The organism is Mesorhizobium sp. B2-4-13 (assembly GCF_006658535.1).
GTDB classification, from domain to species: Bacteria; Pseudomonadota; Alphaproteobacteria; order Rhizobiales; family Rhizobiaceae; genus Mesorhizobium; species Mesorhizobium australicum.
In genome coordinates, this window is the sequence record NZ_VFVB01000015.1 from 78,879 (window position 1) to 101,354 (window position 22,476).

The 22,476-nt window shown below is 62.2% G+C and carries 20 protein-coding genes; 15 read left to right on the forward strand and 5 right to left on the reverse strand.

The genetic code is table 11. From position 1 onward, the window contains the following. Nucleotides 1–119 precede the first annotated feature (119 nt). Both FJ936_RS28935 and FJ936_RS28940 read right to left on the reverse strand, forming a co-directional pair. The gene (locus tag FJ936_RS28935) at nt 120–3,416 is read right to left on the reverse strand and encodes an autotransporter (RefSeq protein ID WP_246680583.1); all 3,297 of its coding nucleotides are present in this window, start codon (nt 3,414–3,416) and stop codon (nt 120–122) included. A 312-nt stretch (nt 3,417–3,728) separates the two neighbouring features. Beyond that, entirely contained in the window at nt 3,729–4,454 is a 726-nt protein-coding gene (locus tag FJ936_RS28940) for a hypothetical protein (RefSeq protein ID WP_140789665.1), read from the reverse strand. A 196-nt stretch (nt 4,455–4,650) separates the two neighbouring features. Here FJ936_RS28940 and FJ936_RS28945 point away from each other — a divergent pair, with 196 nt between their 5' ends. The 13 genes from FJ936_RS28945 (at nt 4,651) to FJ936_RS29010 (ending at nt 18,505) form a co-directional block, all read left to right on the forward strand. Beyond that, nucleotides 4,651–6,111 (forward strand): caspase family protein, encoded by a 1,461-nt coding sequence (locus FJ936_RS28945; RefSeq protein WP_141907363.1) that lies wholly within the window; start codon nt 4,651–4,653, stop codon nt 6,109–6,111. Between the two features lie 95 nt (nt 6,112–6,206). Continuing rightward, the gene (locus FJ936_RS28950; RefSeq protein ID WP_181763196.1) at nt 6,207–6,521 is read left to right on the forward strand and encodes a hypothetical protein; all 315 of its coding nucleotides are present in this window, start codon (nt 6,207–6,209) and stop codon (nt 6,519–6,521) included. A gap of 500 nt (nt 6,522–7,021) precedes the next feature. After that, on the forward strand, nt 7,022–7,495 hold the full coding sequence (locus tag FJ936_RS28960; RefSeq protein WP_246680584.1) for a hypothetical protein: 474 nt from the start codon (nt 7,022–7,024) through the stop codon (nt 7,493–7,495). A gap of 372 nt (nt 7,496–7,867) precedes the next feature. Beyond that, nucleotides 7,868–8,890 (forward strand): LacI family DNA-binding transcriptional regulator, encoded by a 1,023-nt coding sequence (locus FJ936_RS28965; protein WP_210161500.1) that lies wholly within the window; start codon nt 7,868–7,870, stop codon nt 8,888–8,890. Nucleotides 8,891–9,077: 187 nt separating this feature from the next. Then, complete coding sequence (locus FJ936_RS28970) at nt 9,078–10,091, forward strand: SIS domain-containing protein (protein WP_140789657.1); 1,014 nt, start codon at nt 9,078–9,080, stop codon at nt 10,089–10,091. Between the two features lie 37 nt (nt 10,092–10,128). Next, nucleotides 10,129–11,451: an ABC transporter substrate-binding protein gene (locus tag FJ936_RS28975; protein WP_140727089.1), complete on the forward strand. Its 1,323-nt coding sequence runs from the start codon at nt 10,129–10,131 to the stop codon at nt 11,449–11,451. A 4-nt stretch (nt 11,452–11,455) separates the two neighbouring features. Further along, nucleotides 11,456–12,415 (forward strand): sugar ABC transporter permease, encoded by a 960-nt coding sequence (locus tag FJ936_RS28980; RefSeq protein ID WP_224527425.1) that lies wholly within the window; start codon nt 11,456–11,458, stop codon nt 12,413–12,415. A gap of 5 nt (nt 12,416–12,420) precedes the next feature. Next, the gene (locus tag FJ936_RS28985; protein WP_041163763.1) at nt 12,421–13,272 is read left to right on the forward strand and encodes a carbohydrate ABC transporter permease; all 852 of its coding nucleotides are present in this window, start codon (nt 12,421–12,423) and stop codon (nt 13,270–13,272) included. Nucleotides 13,273–13,291: 19 nt separating this feature from the next. Further along, nucleotides 13,292–14,146 (forward strand): sugar phosphate isomerase/epimerase family protein, encoded by an 855-nt coding sequence (locus FJ936_RS28990; protein ID WP_140789655.1) that lies wholly within the window; start codon nt 13,292–13,294, stop codon nt 14,144–14,146. Continuing rightward, nucleotides 14,143–15,009, forward strand: coding sequence for a PfkB family carbohydrate kinase (locus tag FJ936_RS28995; RefSeq protein ID WP_141907366.1), 867 nt, complete (start codon nt 14,143–14,145; stop codon nt 15,007–15,009). Before FJ936_RS28990 ends, FJ936_RS28995 begins: the two co-directional genes overlap by 4 nt. A 1-nt stretch (nt 15,010) precedes the next feature. Next, a complete protein-coding gene (locus FJ936_RS29000) occupies nt 15,011–16,426 on the forward strand; it encodes an FAD-dependent oxidoreductase (RefSeq protein WP_141907367.1) in 1,416 nt (471 codons plus the stop codon). 156 nt (nt 16,427–16,582) lie between these two features. After that, entirely contained in the window at nt 16,583–18,079 is a 1,497-nt protein-coding gene (locus tag FJ936_RS29005; RefSeq protein ID WP_140793217.1) for an aldehyde dehydrogenase family protein, read from the forward strand. A gap of 150 nt (nt 18,080–18,229) precedes the next feature. Further along, complete coding sequence (locus tag FJ936_RS29010; protein ID WP_140793215.1) at nt 18,230–18,505, forward strand: hypothetical protein; 276 nt, start codon at nt 18,230–18,232, stop codon at nt 18,503–18,505. Between the two features lie 105 nt (nt 18,506–18,610). Here FJ936_RS29010 and FJ936_RS29015 read toward each other — a convergent pair whose 3' ends face one another. Both FJ936_RS29015 and FJ936_RS29020 read right to left on the reverse strand, forming a co-directional pair. Continuing rightward, nucleotides 18,611–19,111 carry a peptide deformylase gene (locus tag FJ936_RS29015; RefSeq protein WP_140793213.1) on the reverse strand — a complete coding sequence of 167 codons (501 nt, stop codon included), beginning with the start codon at nt 19,109–19,111 and terminating at the stop codon, nt 18,611–18,613. A gap of 10 nt (nt 19,112–19,121) precedes the next feature. Next, nucleotides 19,122–20,204 carry a CaiB/BaiF CoA-transferase family protein gene (locus tag FJ936_RS29020; RefSeq protein ID WP_140793211.1) on the reverse strand — a complete coding sequence of 361 codons (1,083 nt, stop codon included), beginning with the start codon at nt 20,202–20,204 and terminating at the stop codon, nt 19,122–19,124. 106 nt (nt 20,205–20,310) lie between these two features. Between FJ936_RS29020 and FJ936_RS29025 the strand changes: the two genes are divergently transcribed. After that, nucleotides 20,311–21,333, forward strand: coding sequence for an LLM class flavin-dependent oxidoreductase (locus tag FJ936_RS29025; RefSeq protein WP_140793209.1), 1,023 nt, complete (start codon nt 20,311–20,313; stop codon nt 21,331–21,333). A 49-nt stretch (nt 21,334–21,382) separates the two neighbouring features. After that, nucleotides 21,383–22,030 carry a ThuA domain-containing protein gene (locus tag FJ936_RS29030; RefSeq protein WP_140793207.1) on the forward strand — a complete coding sequence of 216 codons (648 nt, stop codon included), beginning with the start codon at nt 21,383–21,385 and terminating at the stop codon, nt 22,028–22,030. A 1-nt stretch (nt 22,031) separates the two neighbouring features. Here FJ936_RS29030 and FJ936_RS29035 read toward each other — a convergent pair whose 3' ends face one another. Then, nucleotides 22,032–22,451: a VOC family protein gene (locus FJ936_RS29035; protein WP_140793205.1), complete on the reverse strand. Its 420-nt coding sequence runs from the start codon at nt 22,449–22,451 to the stop codon at nt 22,032–22,034. Nucleotides 22,452–22,476: the final 25 nt, after the last annotated feature.

Consider the following 22,476-nt stretch of genomic DNA (forward strand, 5'->3'; position numbering starts at 1 on the left):
GACCATTGGTTCGCGCGGGTCAATGAACAGTGGGAGGTGGCGATCTGGTATCAGCGGCGAAATGCTGGCGAGCGTGTGCGCCGCGCCACGGTCATTCGGATCGCGGATACGTCACGCGACTAGAAGGCGACCTTCAGTCCGAGCTTGGCGCCGATGGTGGAACTGTCGGACGACACCTTGCCACGGACTTCGCCGTTGACGGTCGTCAACTCCGAGACCTTCAGGTTGAACCCGGCTGATAGCGCCGCGGAAAAATCGGCATCGTCAAAGGAAATCGTCCTGGTGTCGATTTCGGTCGTGTTCTTGTAACTGAAACGCTGCTGCAATTCGGCCCTTGCATAGGGGCTGAACACCATTCCGTTGCTTAGCTTGTAATCGCCATAGATCCCAGGCTCGAGCTTAAACGCGCCAAAGGAAAGCCGGCTCTTGCCGAACTGGTTGCCGCCGCTGTCGGTAAAGGGATCGCCTCGGAATGACACGCCAAGCAGGCCGCCACGCAGGTCAAAACGGGTGCGCTCGCTCAAGGTGAAGATGTGGCCGACCGATCCCGTAACCGCATAGCCCTCGGTGTCATAGCTGCCGGTGGTGCCGAGCACGCCGTTGGTCACGTCGCTACCGCCGAAGAAGCCGGAGGCGGAGACCAGGGCGTAGTTGTAGTCCTTGCGCAACAGCGCGTAGCCGCCGAACATGCCGGCCTTATTCGTGCCTTCGCCTATGGCGTCAAATCCGCCGAACGCGCCAAGGTTGACATCTGTCGAGGCATAGCCGGCGAAAACACCGATGTTGAGGCCATACTCATTGTCGAACTGGAAATGCTTGGCGGCATTGAAATCCAGGCTGATCGCGGCCGAAAAATCATTGGCATCGAACCTCGGACCAGGGCCATTCAAACCACCGCCACTGATAGTGTAGCCGTCATGCTCGGTATGAGCGAATTGGCCGGAGGCAAAGACGCCGAAGCTGGACGAAACCGGCACCATTCCAGATCCGGATGCGGGCGAAAGGGGGAGGTCAGCATCGATCGCGTCGCGGTTTATGCCGTAGAGAGCATCGATTGCCACCGTGACCGCGCCGGCGTTGGTGGCGCTGATCGGCGCCGCCGCAATACCGAAATTGGCCGGCGTGGCGCGCAGGAACAAGCCGCCATTCGGGCCAGTGACGATCGCATAGGTGAAAAGTGAGCCCAGCGTGCCTGGAGTGCCTTGGATGTTGAAAATCCCGGCAATCGGCCCGCCGGTCGAGACGATGATCGGAATATCGGTCGCCTGCGTGAATTGGGGCGTGCCCAGTAGGTTGACGATGATGGTGTTGACGCCGGTGGCCGAAAATGCGTTGGCGACGAGTTGGTCCGACTGCAAAGTCTGTTGATTGATGTCGAGACCGATGCTTGCTCCGTTGAGGGTGAGGCCGCCCAGCGTCAACACGTCATCGGCGGCACCGTCTGTCATGTTGATCAGCGAATTCGTCGCGATGATCGAACCTGGCATAGTGACGTTGCCGTTGATGAACAGCGTCGAGCCATTGCCGAGGTTCAGTTGGTTGATGCCTTGCGTGCCACCGCTGAAACGGAGCGTGGAATGATCGGCGGAGAAACTATCGAACCCGGCGAAATTCTGGCTTTTGCCCCCGGCAGCGAGGTCGGTATCGGTGACGGTGCCATTGGCATTGGTTCCGCTGAAAAGGACGTGATCGCTCAGATTGAGCGGATCGACCGCGCCGGATCCCTTGATGATGAGCGTGTCGGGTCCAAGGCCGGTGATGTCACCGCCGATGGTGCCGCCGGAGAGCTGGACGTGGTCGGCGTCGATACCACCCTTGATGGTGCCGCCGGAAACCGAAACTTGGTCGAATCCGGCACCGCCGCTGACATTGCCGTCGACGGTGCCGCCAGAGACCGTGATCGTGTCGTTGCCGTCGTCCCCCGAAACGGTGGATCCGATGGTACCGCCGCTGATGACAATCACATCGTCACCGGCGTCGCCGATGACCTCTCCCGCAAGCGCGCCGCCCGAGACGAATATCTGATCGTTGCCGGCGTTGCCTTCCAAAAAGCTGTTTACGGCACCCCCGCGCAGAGCGATGACATCATCGCCGGCCCCACCGCTCACCGAACCCGCGAGCGAGCCACCCGTCATGGTGAAGGTGTCGTTACCGTCCTCCAGTCCGACGGAGTCCGGTCCATCCACGTTCGGATCAATCCCTAGGATGGCATTGCCCGAAATTGATACGATATCGTTCTGGCTGCCAGCAAAGATCGAGCCGTCGATCCTGCCGCCGCTCACGTCAAAGCTGTTGCCGCCGCCTTCGCCGAACACCGAACCGATTACATGACCCGCGGTCATGTTGAAAAGATCGGCGCCCTCAGCGAGGTCGACGCGGCCCGGCGCCGCGGTCGTTCCGATGGTGCCGCCGTTAATGTCGACGGTGTCGTTGCCTTCGTTGCCGAATATGCTGCCACCGACGGTGGCGTTGTCGCTCACCGTTATCGTGTCGTTTCCGACATCTCCGTCAACATCGAGATCGACTGTGGCATTGCCGTTGATCGTGATGCGGTCGTCGCCTGCGTTTCCCGTCACGGAGCTCTGGACCGCACCACCGCTGATGTCCAGCGTGTCGTTGCCATCGTCACCGCTCAGGCTGCCGTCGAGGACCCCACCGGTCATGGTGAAACGGTCATCGCCGTCGCCAAGCCCAATGGCACCTCCTCCTTCCGAATCGCCGTAAACAATGGCGCCATTCTTGACGGTGACGCTGTCGGCGCCTCCATTTGTCAAAACAGAACCCACGACAATGCCGCCGTCGCCATCGCCGACGCTTGTATCGGTGCCCATGGTGATGGTGTCGATGCCATCGCCGCCGATGACTGAGCCGTCAATTTCACCGCCGGTCATCTCCAGCGAATTGTTGCCTTCGCCAAGGTAGATGGTGAAAATGCTGCCGCTGTGGATGATGACCGTGTCATCGCCCGCCCCAGTGTCGAGATTGGCGTCGACGTGCGGCGCGAACGGCTCACCGTTGAAAACCCCATCGGACATTTCGAACCGATCGTTGCCGCCAAGGAGTTGGATGGTTCCCGCTCCCGGCTGTAAGGAGGTCGTGGCCTGCGAGGTTATCGGCGGCAGGCCACTGACGTTGGGTGTAGGCGTACCGTTGTTGAGGATGCCGCCAACGATGTTCACAATGTCGTCGCCATTGCCATCATAGTCGTTGACGATGACAGTCGACGAGCTGTTGTCTTGCCCTTGGTAACCCTCGAACCCCGTCGTGAATACGCCCCCGACGTCCTGGACAGTTCCGGCTGTGTTGCACGCGACCGTGACCGACGTCGTTTGGAATGTCGTTACGGCGGAGATGCCTGACCCGACTGTTGTCGAGGCGCCTTCCGCGGTGGCGGTGCAGGCTGCCGCGCCAGACATTTGGAACGTGGACGCTGCCGCTAACGCAAGCAACGAGACACCCCCCAGTTGATAGACCCTGCGCGGCACTCTCATTCGACCTCACTTACGAGAAATCGATACCGTCACAAATCAGGCTATTAAAATCGCTCGTCGACCCATCTGGTGGGTTCGATGCCTTGCTGACCGGAAGTGTACGCGGCGCGCTGCCCTATGGCAATGGAAAGGCGTTCGCCCCCAGACCATTGTAACGCCATATGTGGCGACAAGGTCACTATCCAAAACTCGGATCGAGCTGCTGACATGGCAGTACATCAACGTCAAAGGAGACTATTATAGCTCAGAATAGGCTGCCGAAACGGTCATATCTCCTGCATGGGCGACCTTGCGGTCAAAGCTTGCCCATATTTCGCCGCCACATTGCTGCGCCCAGCGGTGGCAGAAAGAGAAATCGGTAGGCAAATCCACATCGGGCGTCACGATCTTTGAAAAAGGCGTCAGAAAGCTGTCGAACTGTGCGCTGTATTTGTTATGTTTGTAGCGAGACCGGTTCACCGTTTCTGGCAGCTTCTCGATTATCTCGGTGACGCAGTCGCGGGAAACCAGAAAGACGCCCGTGCCGCATAGCGACACCCGGACGAAGCCGCTCATCTCCTGCCGGGGTTCGATGATGGTTCCAACGAACTCCAGACTCCGTGCAAAGGCCTTGTCGAAGGGCAGTTTCGACAGCGAGTGAAGTCTGCGGAGATCGATCAGACGCCGAGGATACAAAGTGCCGACCACCGGCTTCTCAAGCGCCAGCATCGCGGCGATGAGATCAGGCGAAAAGCCCATGTCGCTGTCGATCATCAGGATGTGGCTGCAATCCGGTTTGTTGTAGTAGAAATTGGTCAGCAGATAGTTGCGGGAAAATGGGATATCCGTGTACTCGATTTCGGACAGCGTGAAGGCGTAGCTGGACAGGCTCTTGTGGGTCAGGGCCGCGAACAAGCTGCGGACGAACACGCTTTTGTAGGCTGCTCCATAAACCGGTAGCGCAAGGTTGATCTTGATCGGCATCTTGTCCTCCACAATCCAGCGACTGAGCCCATACAAGTCCCTTTCTTCTATCTTTGAAACGCGTCTTGGTATAAAATCTGCTGACCTTTGGGGGGGGCAGGTCCAGACGCTCGGGCACGCTTGCGTTTGCGTCGTGGTGCGCTGTTTCGAAAGTTGCGAGATCAACATTGACGCAGGCCGGAACGAGCATGCTGACATGACCCATCGCCTCAGACTGCTGTTTCGCATCCCGCTGCTTCTGCTTCTGACGTTCCTTGGCTCGGCTGGCGCTCGCGCCGCGGTCGAACAGACCCCGTCGCCGCAACCACGCAACCGGCTGGCGATCGTCATTGGCAATTCGAGCTATCAAAGCACCCGGCTTGAGCATCTCCCCAATGCGACGAACGATGCCATAAGGCTTTCAGAGAGCTTGAAGCGGCTGAATTTCGAAGTCCTGACTGGGACCGATCTTTCGACCGATGGTTTTGCCAAACTCCTGCAAGACGCTGATGCGCGATTGCCCGGCGCCAGTGCCGTTCTGATTTTCTACGCAGGTCACGGCGTCCAATTGAATGGCGAAAACTACCTGCTGTCGGTCGATACGCCCGATCCTGAAAGCCTGGAAAAACTGACGGGCAGCGCCATCAAGTTAAATGATGTGATCGCGCGGTTCGCGCGCCGCGATCGCCAGACATTCATATTCCTGGACGCCTGCCGCAACAATCCGCTCGGTTCCGGCCCAGGCGCGAGCAATGGTCTGGCGCAAGTTGAGGTCGGTGAAAACACATTCGTTGCTTTTGCCACTCAGCCTGGCAATGTCACGGCCGATGGTGGCGGCGAAAACAGCCCGTTCACCACTGCACTGCTGAAGAATGTCGAGATCCCCGGGCTCAGCATTTCGGACATGATGATCCGCGTGCGCAACGAAACGGAAGCGCTGACGGTCGGGCGTCAAGTACCTTGGGATCAATCGAACCTGCGCGAGCAGTTCTATTTCACGGAGCAACAGGTACTCGATCCGGGACAGTTGAGCGCAAGCCTTTCACGCATCCTGGCAGACCCCACAGCTAAGAAGAGGTTGCAGGTTGAACTTGCCTCAAATGATCTGCAAACAGCCGTGGTCATCATTGGACAGACATTGCGGTCGGTCGAGATTCCGGCACCGTCATCCAGTTTGGCGGCGCCTGTTGGCACTCAGGTTGCCAACATGTCACCCACTGAAGGGGTTGAAGACGCTCGCCAAAGTGTCGTCTCCGGTCTCGAAACCCTTATAATCGGCGCCTCCGCGGGCGTAGCGGACAAGGACAGGACGGCCGATCTTGCACGCAACGTTCAGACGGAACTTCGTCGCCTGGGCTGCTATCGGATGCAGGTTGATGGGGACTGGGGCGCGGGCTCAATTCGTGCTCTCACCGAATATTACAAAAACACCAAGCAGGTCGCAGCAACGACCGAGCCAAGCGTCGGACTGCTCGGCGATCTATTTCTGCGCTCAGGCAGAATCTGCAAGCAACCGGTCATCGTCAAGGCCAAGCCGGCCAAAGTGGCCTCGGATGCCGCCCCGTCGCGAAACACCTCCGGCGGCATGACAGCGAAGCGCTCGCAGGCCGCGCCGAGACGCCCCGCAGCTCCCCCACCCGACATTTCAGGCGGCATCGGCATTGGCGGTGTATTCTAGGCAGGGCCGCCTTTGCTCACCGGCCAAGTTGGCCGTAAACCGGCAAAAAATGGGCAACCCCAACCTCACGAGGTTTTTCATGCGGCGCACGGTCGGTGGAGGCGAAGGCCGGTTATTCGATCGCCTACCAAGCGGAGGTCGAGGCTGTGACAGCGGCTTTGAAGATTCAGGACAGACTCCCGCGTACGCTTGCAAACTCACTTTTCGGCGTTGTCTCCAAGCTCGAGATAATCGTTGCCGCAGATAGCGACATCGACGGCCCGACAGATTTTCCCTGGCCACACATTGAGTGGATCCTGCATGCCTTGAAGGCAACGCCGGAAGTGTGCCGCCTGAGCGGCCGGACCGATCCATCGTGCAGGCGGATTGTCGGCGATATCAAACAATCGCCGCCGATCTGGTCGGACTAGAAAAACACTCCGCTGACCTCCATTTCGGTTCAGTTGGAGACTTCAATCCCGCCTGATTGAATGTCCGCTATCGGCTCTCGATGCGAGAATTCTGTCAGTCCGCTCCCGGCCTTGTGTCCACCCCAAAGGTCGTTTTCTCTCCGGCAACTCCTTGCGAAGCGCACGGAGATTTGACGTCAAAACGTTCGGCGGTGTCGGACGACCGTTGTTTATGACCCTGCAATCGTCTTGTTGGGGTGGAAAGCGCCCATTTAGGGGACTAGACTTAGCGACCATGCTGGAACCGCTGGATCGAACCTATGGATTGCGGATGGCGGAATCGTTTCGTTCAAGGGATTCGATTATCCGACACGCATGGCCGTCGTGCGTCTTGCCGATGGGGGGCTGTGGTTGTGGTCACCGGTCGAAAGGACGGCTGCGATCGAGGGTGAGATTCGAGCGCTGGGTCCTGTCCGGCATATCGTCAGCCCCAACAAGCTGCACTGCCTTTTTTGGGGTGAGTGGCAGGCCGCATTCCCGGCCGCGAATTTGTGGGCGACGGCGGCGACAATCGCCAGCGCAGGCAACTCCGCTTTTCGGGGGTACTGGCCAGCGATCCACCCGCCGAGTGGAGTGGGCATATCGACCAGTTCTATTTCACCAATTCGCCATTCATGGACGAACTGATCTTCTTTCACCGCGCATCGCGTACCGCCATCATCGCCGACCTCTCACAGAGCTTCAGCGAGACGTTCTTGAAACACCATTGGCCATGGTGGATGCGGCCAATCGCAAGACTTTCGAAAATGGTCGAAGGCTGGGGCTATCCGCCGATCGACTATCGCCTCAGTTTCCGCAACCGCGCAACCGCGCGCCCAAAGCTTCGTGAGTTGATCGGAAAACATCCCGAGCACGTCGTCGTGGCACATGGTGAGGTTGTCAGGACGGGTGGCGAAGCCTTTTTGCGGCGTGGCTTTTCATGGCTGCTCCATTAGTCCCAACGTCGCCAATTGGACGGTTGCCGAATGGCAGCTATCCGCTGACCTTACACAACAGCGGACGGTCGTCCGCCCCCAACCAGTCGAGCTTCCCCTTGGTCAACAAGCCTTTATCGACTCTTTTTGTAGGATAAGGTAGAGACACGCCTTGCATTGAACACTAGCCCTTCTCCTGGTCCGAAGGTTCGCCAGACCATACGAGATCGTACGAAGGATACGGGTTGGCTAGCCATCCGGTAAGCCATTGGATTTGTTGAGGAAATTTACACCCTCCGGGCCCACCATTGTTGTTATTTACCAATAGCGTACGGGCAAGTTCGCCCGCGGGTTCGCCAAACGGGATATTACCGTCCCGGGAGCACAATGATCGTGACGCAGAAAGGGATCACCCTGAAAGACGTGGCCGCCGCGGCCAACGTTTCGCGCGCCACGGCGGCGCGGGCGCTCAACAGTTATGGTTACGTCGGCGACGGTACGGCTTTGCGCGTGCTGGAAGCCGCCGAGCGACTGGGCTATCGCGCCAACCTCGTCGCGCAGGCCCTGCGCAGCGGGCAACTGCCGATCGTCGGCTTCATTCCCGGCGACATCCAGAATCCGTTCTTCGCGCGCATTGCCCATGATATCGAGGCGGAACTGCGCAGGCACCGCCACAATCTTCTGATCGCCAGCAGCGAAGAGAATGTCGAACAGGAAAAGGAACTGCTCGAAAGCCTGCGTTCGCTCAGCATCCGTGGCTTCATTCTCGCGCCGACCTCGGCGACGGACAGCCAGCATATCGTGCAGCTCGCCCGTGAGGGCACGCCGGTCGTGCTGATCGACCGTGTCGTCAAGGAAGTGCACTGCGACAGCGTCGTCGTCGACAATGAAGGCGGTGCGCGCGCGGCCGTGGACTACCTGGTTGCCAATGGCCATGAGCGCATCGGCCTGTTGCGGGACGAATCGCGCATCTTCACCGCGCAGGAGCGCCTTGCCGGTTACCAGAACTCGCTTGCGGCGCATGGCATTGCCCTCGACCCGTCGCTGGTCAGCGTGTCACGCTCGACCGTGGAACATGCTGTCGAAGCCACCATTCGACTGTTCAGCCGCCGCGATCGTCCGACCGCCCTGTTCACCGTGGACAGCCTGATGACCCAAGGCGCGTTGCTCGGCCTGCGCTCGATGGGACTGTCCATCCCGCATGATGTTTCGCTGGTCGGGTTCGACGATTTCAACCTCGCCACCTTCACCGATCCCCAGATCACCGTCATTGCGCAGCCGACAGCCGAAATAGGGCCGCTTGCCGCCAAAATGCTGCTCGACCGCCTGGCCGGCAAGAAGCTGGCCCCGCGCCACACGCGCTTCCCGACCCGTCTCATCGTTCGCGGCTCGGTCTCGCGGCTGCACGGGCGCTGATCGCCCGATCCAAATAGGCTCTTCCGCGAATTCGTCCGGCAGGGGACTTGCCAACCTCTGAAATGCGTGCGTTAAATATGTGAGATCGATCTCACAATCAGCCTGATCGATAGTGGCCGCGGCGATCGCCGGCGGTGCCTGCAACGAGCGGACGCCCTGCCGCAGCGAAAATACGAGGAAGACCTGCATGCTCAACTTTGACAAAGACCGCTTCATCAAGATCCAGGGCGGAGCCGTCTCCTTCGCCGGAGAGGCGAGGGCGCTCATGCACCGGCTGCTCGGCGAGGGCGTCGAGCGGCTCTATTTCATGGGGACCGGTGGCGTGCAGCTTCTGACCCTTCCGGCCATCGAGCTGGCCGAGCGCCGTACGAGCTTCCCGGTGCGGGGAGAATATCCGGCGCAGGTCGTGCTTGATCCGCCCGCCGGGCTGGACCGGAAGTCGCTCGTGGTCATCCCGTCGCTTTCGGGCACGACCAGGGAAAGCGTGCAGCTGCTTTCCTTCCTGAAGCAGAGAGGCGTGCGCACGCTCTCGCTCACCGGCCATTCCGACACGCCGCTTGCCAGGGAAGCCGATTTCACTTTCACGAACTTCGCGGAGGACGACACCTCTTCGGAATCCTTCTATCTGCAGTCGCTGCTGATCGTGCTGGCACTGCTGGCCGAGCGTGGCGAGTACGAGGAGTTCGACGCCACCGTCGCCGAGCTCAAGAGACTGCCCGAACTGCTGGTTGGGGCAAAGGCGGCCTATGAAGACAGCGCGGCGAAACTCGCCGACACGATCAAGAACGAAACCTATCACATCTTCACCGGCGCCGGCTCCGTCTGGCCGCAAGCCTACTATTACGGCATGTGCATTCTGGAAGAGATGCAGTGGATCAGGACCAGACCGGTCCATGCCGCCGACTTCTTCCACGGCACACTGGAGCTGGTCGAACCGGGTGTGAGCGTATTCCTCTTCAAGGGAGAAGATGCCAGCCGTCCGCTGGGTGATCGCGTCGAAAATTTCATCAAACGATACACCGACAAGGTGCACGTTCTCGATGCCGCATCGGTCGAACTGCCCGGTATCTCGCCTGCTGTCCGCAAGCTGATCTCGCCGATCGTGCTTGCGACGTTGCTGGAACGGGTGAGCGCGCATCTGGAAGTGTTGCGCAATCACCCGCTGACGACGCGCCGCTACTACAAGCGCGTCGAATACTGATCACCTCACCTCATAAAAACGAAGAAGGGAACTGATCATGAAATATTCAACACAGGCGGCAATCGCCGCGCTTGCCGCGGCATCGGCACTGGGTCTGACAATGGGACAGGGTATCGGCGCCGAGGCGGTCCAGGCCGATCCGAACGCTAAGGTCGATTACCAGGGAACGCTGTCGGTCCTGACGAAATTCGGCGCGCAGCAGCTCGCGCCGTATTTTGTCGGCGTCGCCCAGGACTATGAGAAGCTTCATCCCGGCGTGAAGGTCGAACTCATCCAGGAAAGCGACGACAGCGTCAAGGACAAGACCAAAACGCTGGTCGCGTCGAACTCGCTCCCGGACATCTACTTTTCCTGGACCGGCAGCTGGGGCGGAAATTTCGTGCGCGGCCATCGCGCCGTCGACCTGACCCCGGTCATCGGGCCCGATACCGAGTGGGGCAAGACACTGACGCCGGCGGCCGTTCAGGCCTTCATGTACAATGGCAAATACTACGGCATTCCGCTCTATCTCGACGCAAAATTCATGGGCTACAACAAGCAGGCGTTCTCCAAACTCGGCCTGAGCGCGCCCAAGACCTTCGAGGAGCTCCTGTCGTCCTGCGAGACGATCCGGAAATCGGGCATGACGCCGATCTCTTTCGGCAACAAGGAAGCCTGGCCGGCAATCCACTATGTGGGGCAGCTGCTCGCCTACGACGTTCCGCAGGCGGTACTCGAGAAGGATTTCGACCCCGGCACGGCGGACTATAGCGACCCGGGCTATGTCGCCGCGCTCACCCAGTACAAGCAGCTCATCGACAGTTGCACGGATGGCGGCGCCTCGGTGAACGGTACCTCCTATTCGTCGGCCATCCAGACCTTCAGCAACACGAAATCGGCCATGTACTACCAGGAAATCATCGAGTTCGATCAGAGCGCTTCGGCGGATTCCGCTTTGAAAGTATCCGATCTGGGCTTCTTCACCCTGCCTGTGCCGAACGGCGCGAAGGGCGACGCGAAAGCGATCGAAGGCGCGCCGGAAGGCTACATGATCAGTTCCGCCTCCACCAACATCCCGCTGGCGATCGACTTCATGAAATTCGTCACGTCCAAGCAGAATGGCCAGGTGCTCTCGGCTCCGCCCTACGGGCAGCCCAGCGCGACCATCGGCGGGGCGTCGGAAGCCAACATGAACCCTTCCGTCGTGGCCGGCCTCAAGGAGATCGCCTCCGCTTCCTACCTGATGCCGTGGCTGGACACGGTGAACCCGCCGCGCGTGGCCTCCGCCTGGCTGTCCAGCCTCCAGGCCCTCACCGGCGGCTCGATGACGCCGGAACAGGTCATGGAGCAGGTCAAGCAGGCGGCCGCGGCATCGAAATAGGCCAATGGCGAATCCCGGTCTGGCCAGAATGGAAGGCGCTGCCTTGAGCAACGCCAAGGGCGAGCCGGCGGCGAAAGCCGGCCGCCGGTTCCGCCACTGGGGCTCGCTCCGGTGGGTCGCCGTTGCGGTGATCCTGGTCGGCTGGTTCGTGTATTACCCGATCGTCGACAACTTCATCGTCAGCACCACCGACGAGGATATTTTTACCGGCGAGACCACGAATATCGGCCTCGCCAACTATGAGCGGCTGCTGCACGACCCGGTCGTCTGGGTGGCGTTGTGGAACAACACGCTCTACGCGTTGATCTCCATCGTCTTCCAGGTCGGCGGCGCCTTCGTGCTGGCGGCGCTGATCGAGGGGCTGGGCAGCGAGCGGCAAAGGCGCTTCTGGCGGGCGATTTATTTCATTCCGTCCGCGATCTCGATCACCGTGACCGGCCTGCTGTTTTATTTCATCTACCAGCCGGATATCGGGCTCTTGAACGCCGGGCTCAGGCGCATTGGCCTGGAACAACTCATCCAGCCCTGGCTCGGCGGCGAGCACACGGCGATCTACGCGATCATCGCGATGAGCCAGTGGCAGGGCTTCGGCTATTCGACGCTCCTGTTCGCGATCGCGATCCAGAAGATTCCGCGTGATCTCTATGATGCCGCGGTCATGGACGGAGCCGGGCCGCTGCGCAGGCTGTGGAGCGTGACGCTGCCACTGACCCGCGAGATGACCGGCCTGATGATCATCGTCACCATCACCGGCGCGTTCCAGGTGTTCAACGAAGTCATGGTCATGACCGCCGGCGGCCCCAACAACCGCAGCCAGGTGCTTGGCACGTGGCTTTACCAGCAGGGCTTCATCCAGAACAATTTCGGCTACGGCGCCGCGATCGCCGCCGTGATCTTCGCCGTGACCATGATCACCGGAGCGGCCCAGCTTTGGTACACCAGGCGCCGGAGGGTCGAGCTGTGACGGTGATGGCGGCCAGCGGGCGGACCGCGCGCCCGGCCTTCGGGAGCGCTCTTGCGAAAGCCTTTCTGTACTCGTTCCTGATCTGTCTCGGCATTGTCGTGCTTTATCCGCTGGTCTGGATGGCGCTCAACGGCTTCAAGGATAATGGGCAGATCTTCGGCGACCCCTTCGCGCTGCCGTCGCGGTGGACCTGGGGCAATTATGTGCAGGCCTGGAACCGGGGCGTCCGCGACTATCTGGTCTCGAGCCTGCTGGTGACCGTCGCTTCAGCGATCTGCACGGTGCTGATCAGCGCCTGGACCGCCTACGGGCTGACGCGAACGCCAATGCCCGGCAAGCCGCTTATCGTCGGTCTGGTTCTTGGCGGCCTCATGCTCAGTCCGACCGTGGCGCTGATCCCGCTGGTGCGGATGCTGCAGGCCATCGGCCTCTACAACACCTACTGGGCGCTGATCATCCTCTACACGGCGTTCCGGATTCCGTTCAGCACCTTCCTGATCCGCGCCTACATGCTTGGGCTGCCGAAGGATCTCGACGAGGCGGCCCGGATCGACGGCGCCAGCGAGGGGCAGATCTTCTGGCGTATCATCCTGCCGCTGTGCCAGCCGATCATCATCTCCTGCATCATCCTGCACGTGCTGTTTGCCTGGAACGAGTATTTGTTCGCGATGGTCTTCACCAATGGATCGGCGGTGCAGACGCTGCCTGTCGGCCTCACCTCGCTGATGTCCAAGAACGGCACCAATTACGGCGTCGTCTTCGCGGCGATGACGATCTCGGCCCTGCCGATCGTCCTGCTTTTCTTCGCCGCACAGCGGTACTTCATCCGCGGCCTCTCCGAAGGCATCGGCAAATAAATCACCGGGAAGGACATCCATGCCGCAATTCAAGGTCGACCAGCTGATTGGGGCCAACTTCGCCTTCCAGCATTACGCATTCGAGCGCGTTGCCGGGATCCTTCGCGGCTTCGGCTTCAAGGAGATCGAGCTTTGGGGCATCGCGCCGCATCTCGACCTGTTTCATGCGACAGACGCGCATGTTCGATCGGTTCGCGAGATACTTGCGCAGAACGGACTGACGGTCTGGTGCTTCACGCCCGAGCAGGTGATCTATCCGATCAACATCGCGTCGGGCGACGGCGCATATCGCCGCGACAGCGTCAGGCGGTTCTGCCGCGCGGCGGACATATGCGCCGAACTGGGCGCCCGATATTTGTTCCTGACGTCCGGGCGTGGATATGAACACGACCCGCCGCAAGAAGCATGGGCACGGTCGGCCCAGTCGCTCGCGGAGATCGCCGCCCATGCGTCCTCGCTCGGCGTGCGCTGCCTGCTCGAGCCGCTGCAACGCGTCGAAACCAACGTCGTCACCAATGCGGCGGGCCTGCGCGAAATGCTCGACCAGATCGGCGCCGACACTGTTGATGTGGTCCTGGACACGGTCGGCATGGCCACTGCCGGCGATACCGTGGCCGACTATGTCAGGCTGTTCGGGCCGCGCCTCGCGCATGTGCAGATCGTCGACGGGCTGCCGGCGGGGCATCTTGTCTGGGGCGACGGCAAGCTTCCGATCGGCCAGTATCTCGACGACCTCGCCGCGTCGGGCTATCGGGGGAAACTGACCTTCGAGCCGTTCGGAAATGGCTCCTATGCTCTGGACCCGGTCGCGGCGTGGACACGCAATCTCAAGGCGATCGAGCCCCACATGACGCGGGCGCCGACAGCAGCATGACCGGAGGAGCATCGCCCAATCTGGTCGCCGTCGGTGACAACTGCCTCGACGTCTATCTCAACAAGGACCTCCTGACCGTCGGCGGGAACGCCCTCAACGTTGCCGTTCAATGGCGCCGCAATGGCTGGAGCGCACGCTATTTCGGCGCCGTTGGCGATGATCCTGAAGGTGAGATAACGCTCCGCGAGATCGAGACCGCCGGGCTGTCCCGCAACGATGTCGAGATGATCTCCGGCGATACTGCGGTGACCTTGCTGCGCGATCAGTCGGGCGACCGTACTTTCCTGTTCGAATCCTTCGGCGTCGGCGAGAATTACATGCCCGCGCCGCGCAACTGGCAGGTCATTTCGAAAGCCGACTGGGTGCATCTGGGCACCAATGCCAACGAGGACCTCGTGCGCCGCCTGGTTCGCGAGCGTGTGCCGTTCAGTCTCGACGTCTCGACCGCGCATCTGGCCTTGCCGCTGGAGGGCGTGCCTCTGGTCTTCGGGTCCGGTCCAGACGAGCCGAGCGTGCCAGTCGAGCCCCTCATGGCCGCGCTGCGGTCGGCCGGGGCGCGCCAGGTCGTGCTCACCTGCGGCAGCCGCGGCGCCTATTTCCGCGACAGCCAAGGCGTTCGCCATGTCGAGGCGTCGCCGACCGCCGTCGTGGACACGTGCGGTGCGGGAGACAGCTTTATCGCCACCTTCATCACCGCGTTCTGCTTCGCGGGTCTCGACGCCGACGATGCCATGCGAAAAGCCTCTCTCCATGCCAGCAGGACCTGCACGCATCTCGGCGGCTTCCCGCAGGAACCGCGCCCTATCCCCGACTGGCTGCCGCTGAAATATGCCGATGTGATCAATCGCGAGACGAGGGTCTGACATGGCCACTTTACGGATGAGACAGCCGGCGGTCGCGGCGACAGCCGATCGGTCGTTCTGGCTGCAGGACATTGCCGCTGCCCCGGCGACCCAACCCCTGGTCGGCGGCGAGCAGGCCGACGTGGTGATCGTCGGCGGCGGCTACACCGGGCTGTGGACGGCGTTGCGGATCCGCGACCTGGCTCCCGAAACCCGCGTCATGGTGCTCGAGGCCGATCAGTGCGGCTCCGGCGCTTCGGGGCGCAATGGCGGACAGGTGCATTCCTGGTTCGCCGAGCTCGATCAGATCAGCGCCGTCGTCGGAGAGGAGGAGGGGCGGGCGCTTTGCGCCGATAGCGTCGATGCCATCGCAGAGCTGGAGAAACTTCAGCGCGACGGCACGATCGATATGGATCTTCGTCTCGACGGCTGGCTGTGGACGGCCAGTTCCACGGCCCAGGAGGGGGCCTGGAACCGCGCTGTCGCGATGACCGAGGCAGCCGGGGCCAACCGCTTCCGGCAGCTGACCGGCGAGGAGATCAAGCAGCGGACCGGGTCTTCCGCCTCCTATGCCGGCGTCGTCGAGGCGAATGCCGGAACCGTGCATCCAGCCAAGCTGGCGACAGGCCTGCGCGATCTGGCGATCGCTCGCGGCGTGGTCGTCCATGAGCGCAGCCCCGTCACCGAAATCGTGCCCGGCAGGACCTGTGTGGTCCGGACCGCGCAAGGCGCGGTGCGGGCCGAGAAGGTCGTGCTGGCGGCCAATGCCTGGCTGTCGGCGCTGCCCGAACTGCGACGGCATCTCTACGTGGTCGCAAGCCAGGTGGTCGCGACCGCGGAAACCCCTGACTTGCTCGACCGGATCGGCTGGCGAGACGGAGCCTCCATCTGCGACGCGCAGCGCCAGGTCCTCTATTATCAGCGCACCCCGAAAGGCCGGGTGGTCTTCGGCCGCGGCAGCGGCAACATCGCCTATGCGGGCAATTTCGGCCAAAGCTTCAACCGCAGCCCCGAACACGGACGGGACAATATCCGCGAACTGGCCCGCGTCTACCCCGAACTGCGAGGAGTGCCGATCGACTATGATTGGGCGGGCCCGATCGACTGCGTGCCGGAGCATGTCCCCGTCTTCGATCACTTGAAGGGTCATCCCAACATTTTCTTTGGCATGGGCTACAACGGGACCGGCATTGCCCAGACCCCAATCGGCGGCCGCGTCCTCGCCAGCCTTGTTCTGGAACGGAAGGATCGCTGGAGCAGCAGTGGGCTGGTGGGGCTCGATCGGCGCAAGACGATGCCGCCGGAACCGTTCCGCTATCTCGGCGCCAAGCTTGTGCGCGCCGCGATCGCGCGCCGGAACGACGTCGAGATCCGCAACGGGACGCCAGGCGCTCTAACGCGATTCCTGTCGGAACGCACGCCGGGCGGCGGGGACTAGGCATCTTTAAACCCGCACGGACCTGTTGTGGCGCCTTTCTGGTGAATGCGGGCGCGGACGCTAGCGGTCCGATTATCCGAACGCCCTTCAGCTTTCTTTGTTGAGGTCGCCCGCGCCGGGAGTAATAGTCGCCCGGGAATTTGCGAGGAGGAAGGGATGACGGTGAATTTCGACCCGAGGGCGAAGGCCACGTCGCTCTACCATGGCGAATTCCGGCCGATGTTCATCGGCGGCAAGTGGGTCGCCGCGCAGTCCGGCGAGGTGATGCAGGCGCTGAACCCGGCGACCGGCGAGGTGCTGGCGACGGTGCCGCGTGGCGAAGCCGCCGATGTCGATGCGGCGGTCGCGGCGGCGCGCGCGGCTTTCGAAGGTCCATGGTCGAAATTCTCGCCCTATGAGCGGCAGTGCGTGCTGCTCAGGATCGCCGACCTGTTCGAGACACATTGGGAAGAGCTCAGCGTTTCCGACACGCTCGACATGGGCCTGCCGATCACGCGCACGCTGGCCAACCGGCGCCGCGTCATCGGCATGCTGCGCTTCTACGGCGGCATGGCGACGGCGCTGCATGGCGAGGCCATCGACAATTCGATCCCCGGCGAGATCGTCACCTTCACAAGGCGCGAGCCGGTTGGCGTCGTTGGCGCGATCATTCCCTGGAACGCGCCGACCGCGGCTTCGATCTGGAAGGTCGCGCCGGCGCTCGCCACGGGCTGTGCCATCGTGCTGAAACCGTCCGAGGAGGCATCGCTGACGCCGCTGCTGATCGGCCGGCTGATGCAGGAAGCCGGCGTGCCCGACGGCGTCGTCAACATCGTCACCGGAACCGGGGCCGAAGCGGGCGCGCGGCTCGCCGAACATTCCGACGTCAACAAGATCGTCTTCACCGGCTCGACGCTGACAGGTCAAGCGATCGCGCGGGCCGCTGTCACCAACCTCAAGCGCGTCTCGCTTGAGCTCGGCGGCAAGTCACCGATCATTGTCTGCCGCGACGCCGACATCGACAAGGCTGTCCCAATCGCGGCGATGGCGGTGTTCGTGCATTCGGGCCAGATCTGCATTGCCGGCTCGCGTCTGTTCGTGGCGCGCGAGATCCATGACGAATTCGTGCGCCGGCTGGCGGAGTTCGCCGGAAAACTGCGCATCGGCCACGGCATCGAGGCGGAGACCGAAATCGGGCCGCTCATCAATGCCAGGCAGGCCGGCAAGGTGGAAGGCTACATCAAGGCCGGCAGCGACGAAGGCGCTCAACTGGTCGCCGGCGGGGCGCGGCTGACAGGCGAACTCTATGACGGCGGCAACTTCATCGCGCCGACCGTGTTCGGTGCGGTGTCGGACACCATGACCATCGCGCGGGAGGAGATTTTCGGACCGGTTATTTCGGCGATGCCGTTCGACACGCTGGACGAGGCCGTCGCGCGCGCCAACGCGACGCCCTACGGGCTTGCGGCCGGCGTCTTCACCACCCACCTCGGCACCGCGCACAAGCTAGCCCGCCGCATCAAGGCCGGCTCGGTCTGGGTCAACATGTACCATGCCATCGATCCGGCCGTGCCTTTCGGCGGGATGAAGATGTCCGGCCATGGCCGCGAGGGCGGCATCGAGCATCTGCACGAGTATCTGGAGACCAAATCCGTCTGGATCCAGACGGATTGAGGGCGTGGCGATGTTCAGGTGAGGGCGCCCGCGGTCCGGGCCCGTCGTCGACTGCCGCGCATCGGCCGGAGCAAGGCCCTTGTTCAGGAACTTTTCGTCATCTGGCGATTTTCGATATAAGATCGAATCCCGAACATAAGGGTGTTTGCGATGACGACGAAACGGTTGGCGATCTGCGCTCTTGCTCTCGCGATGGGCTTCGACATGTCCTCGTTGGCTTTCGCGGGCGCCAAGCACCGTCATCACCAGGACGAACAGGAGCGCTACGTTCCCGCCAATGACGATCTCATCGACTTCCTCTTCGGCGGCCCGCGCTACTATGACCAGCAGTTGTTCACAACGGCTGCTGGAGCCTGCTCCTACCACCGGACTGGTCCGGACGGTTTTGCGATAAACAAGATCAACGATCACCACTGCGGAAAATGACCGGCGGACGTTTCGTCCGCGATCAGGTTAGCACGTTGCGAACGTGACACGGTCCGCCGGCGCGGCCACGCGCCCGGCGTAACATTGCGATCCGCCCCGTGGCGTCTACGAGGCTCGTATCAGCTTGCCATAGCGCTTGATCAGCCGGTCGCGCTTGAGGCGGGTCAGCCTGTGCGTCCAGAACAGCCCGTCGAGCTGATCGATCTCATGCTGATGGCAAACCGCCAGCAGGCCCTCGGCGTCCTCGAACCGCTCATTGCCATCCAGATCCTGATAGCGAACGCGGATGCGGGCGTGCCGCTCGATGTCGTCGGTGACACCGGGCATCGAAACGCTGCCTTCCTCATGACGGATCATTTCGGTCGAGGCCTGGACGACGGCCGGATTTACATAGATCGCCGGTTTTGCCGCGGAAGGGAGCTGGATGACGACCAGGCGTTTCAGAATGCCGATGTGCGGGGCGGTGATACCGATTCCGGGGGCCGCGCGCATGGTGTCGATGAGGTCGCTGGCCAAGGCCTGCAGATCGTCGTCGAACAGCTCCACGGGTTGGGCCACGGCGCGAAGGAGGGGATTGGGGAATTTCACGATCGACCGAACTGTCATGGACCTCGCCTCAACTCGGCAAGCCTGCGCGGATTTCTGCGTCATGTTCGCCGGGCATGGGGCTTTTGGCCGGTGTCTTTTGTTCCCATCCGGAAAAGCGCGGCGCGGCCGCCGCCTGCAGGATGCCGTCCACCGTCAGCCATGTGCCGCGTGCGGCCATGTGCGGATGCTGGGCCGCTTCATGGGGGCTGAAGACTGGGCCGACACAGGCGTCCGAGCCCGCGAACAACTTGACCCATGCGTCGCGAGATCGCGTGGCGAAGATCGCCGCCAGCCGTTCGCAAAGCCCGGGCCACAGTTCGCGATCGAACTGGCTGGCGAATTGCGGATCGGCGGTCAAGCCAAGCCTGTCGAGGAAGAGCGCGTAGAATTTCGGCTCGACGCACTGGACGCTGATGAAGCCGGCGTCCGATGTCCGGTAGACGCGGCACCAATGCGGTCCGTCGAGAAGGCTCCGGCCGCGGTCGGCGGCAAGCGCGCCGGACTGTGCGAGCGACATCAGCAGGTTCATCATATGGGCCGAGCCGTCGACGATCGCCGCGTCGACGACGATGCCCTGGCCGCCGGCGCGCGCGTTCATCATGGCGGCCAGCATGCCGATCACCAGATAGAGCGCCCCGCCGCCGACGTCGCCGACCAGCGTCGGCGGCGCCATGGGCGGCTCTCCCGGCAAGGAGCCGTACCAGAGCGCGCCGGACAGGCCGATATAATTCATGTCGTGGCCGGCGGTGGCGGCCAGCGGACCGTGCTGGCCCCAGCCGGTCACGCGGCCGTAGACCAGGCGCGGATTGGCCGCGAGGCAGGCCTCCGGGCCAAGCCCGAGACGCTCCATGACGCCGGGCCGGAAACCCTCGATCAGCCCGTCGGCGGTGGCGATGAGGCGCGTCAGCACGGCCACGTCATCCATATTCTTCAGGTCGAGCGCGATGGAGCGCTTGCCGCGATCGAGCAGCGAGCGCTGGGGCGCGCCCGGCACGGACGGCTCCCTGCGGTGAACGACGATGACATCGGCGCCGAGGTCCGCGAAAAGCATGCCGGCGAAGGGCGCCGGTCCCAGCGCCTCGATCTCGACGATGCGGATTCCCCTGAGCATCCCATCCTCTCTGGTGTTGCGCGTTTAAGCTATTGCGGAGGGCGACGGTGTGTAACCCTGTTCTTTCGCCATTGAAGCATGTGCCGCCCGCATATACTTCAGGACCATGAAAAAAATTGGTTTCCTGTCATTCGGGCACTGGTCGCCCTCTTCGCAATCGCAGGTGCGTTCGGCATCCGACGCGCTGTTGCAATCGATCGATCTCGCCGTCGCCGCCGAGCAGCTCGGCGCCGACGGGGCCTATTTCCGCGTGCATCACTTCGCCCGCCAGCTCGCCTCGCCATTCCCGCTGCTGGCGGCCGTCGGCGCCAAGACCAGCCGCATCGAGATCGGCACGGCCGTCATCGACATGCGCTACGAGAATCCGCTCTACATGGCCGAGGATGCGGGTGCGGCCGACATCATCGCCGGCGGCCGGCTGCACCTCGGCATCAGCCGCGGCTCGCCCGAGCAGGTGATCGATGGCTGGCGCTATTTCGGCTATGTGCCGCAGGAAGGCAAAAGCGACGCCGACATGGCGCGGCATCACGCCGAGGTGTTCCTCGATACGCTGCGCGGCGAAGGCTTCGCGCAGCCCAATCCACGGCCGATGTTCCCCAACCCGCCCGGCTTGCTCAGGCTCGAGCCGCATTCGCAGGGCCTGCGCGAGCGCATCTGGTGGGGCGCGGCGACCAACGCCACCTCTGAATGGGCGGCGAAGCTCGGCATGAATTTGCAGAGCTCGACGCTGAAATTCGACGAGAGCGGCAAGCCGTTCCATGTCCAGCAGGCCGAGCAGATCCGCATCTATCGCGAAGCCTGGAAGGCGGCCGGGCATGAACGCGAACCGCGCGTCTCGGTCAGCCGCAGCATCTTCGCGCTGGTCGACGACCGCGACCGCGCCTATTTCGGGCGCGGCAATGAGAGCCGCGACCAGATCGGCTTTATCGAGGAAAATACCAGGGCGATCTTCGGCCGCAGCTACGCCGCCGAGCCGGACGTGCTGATCAAGGAACTGGCACAGGACGAGGCGATCGCCGAGGCCGACACGCTTTTGCTCACGGTTCCCAACCAGCTCGGCGTCGACTACAACGCCCATGTCATCGAGGCGATCCTCACCCATGTCGCGCCGGCGCTAGGCTGGCGCTGACCGGTGCGGGGAGCGGTCGTCGGTCTAATGGATCGAGGGAGGTTGCCGCATGTCCAGGAAAGCCCTGATTGCCTGGGGAGGCTGGGAAGGCCACACGCCAGAGCGCAGCGCCAACATCATCCGCGACATGCTGGAGCGTAACGGCTTCGCGGTCACGCTCGGCGAGGGGACAGCGATGTTCGCCGATCCGAACCTTGCATCATTCGATCTCATCGTGCCTGTCATCACCATGTCGACGATCGAAAAGGCAGAGCTGAACAACCTGACGCAGGCGGTTCGCCTAGGGAGCGGGCTCGGCGGCTTTCACGGCACGATGGGCGACAGTTTTCGCGCGGAGCCCGACTACCAGTTCATGACCGGCGGCCAGTGGGTCGCGCATCCCGGCAACATCATCGACTACCATGTCGTCATCACCCGGCCGGACGATCCGGTCACGACAGGCGTCAGCGATTTCGCCTACCGGTCGGAGCAATATTACATGCATGTCGACCCGGGCAACGAGGTGCTGGCGACAACCACCTTTACCGACGCGCATTTTCCCGGGATCGACGGCGTCGTCATGCCGGTCGTCTGGAAGCGCCGCTATGGCGCGGGCAAGGTGTTTTACAGTTCCCTTGGCCATACGGCGGACGAGTTCGCGGTGCCGGAAATGGCGCTAATCACGGAGCGCGGTTTGCTGTGGGCCGCGCGCGACTAGCCTACCAGTCCGCGACGCGGTCGCCGCCGGTGAATTGCGCGCTTTTGCCGGTGTATTCGAACAGTTCGATCTTCACCCCGTTGGGGTCGCGCAGCCAGGCCTGGTACGTGTCGTCGCAGGCGTGCTTTTTGGCGGTGATGTCCACGCCCATGGACGCGATGTGCGCGATCGCTGCGTCGATGTCTTCGACCTCCAGGCAGAAATGGTTGATCTGGTCCGTCTCGCTGAACCGCGCGCCCTCTTTCTGGAAGACCTCGACATGGCTGCGGCCGCCGCAATTGAGGTAGAAACCGAAAACCGTGCCATCGCGCAGGAAATTGAACTGTATGTCCATGGCAAGGACATTTTCGTAGAAGCGCCGTGTTTCTTCCAGGTCGTTGGTGAAAATGCAGACATGGGCGAGTTGCTTGACTTTGATCACGGCTGGGTTCCGTGGCTTGGCCCGT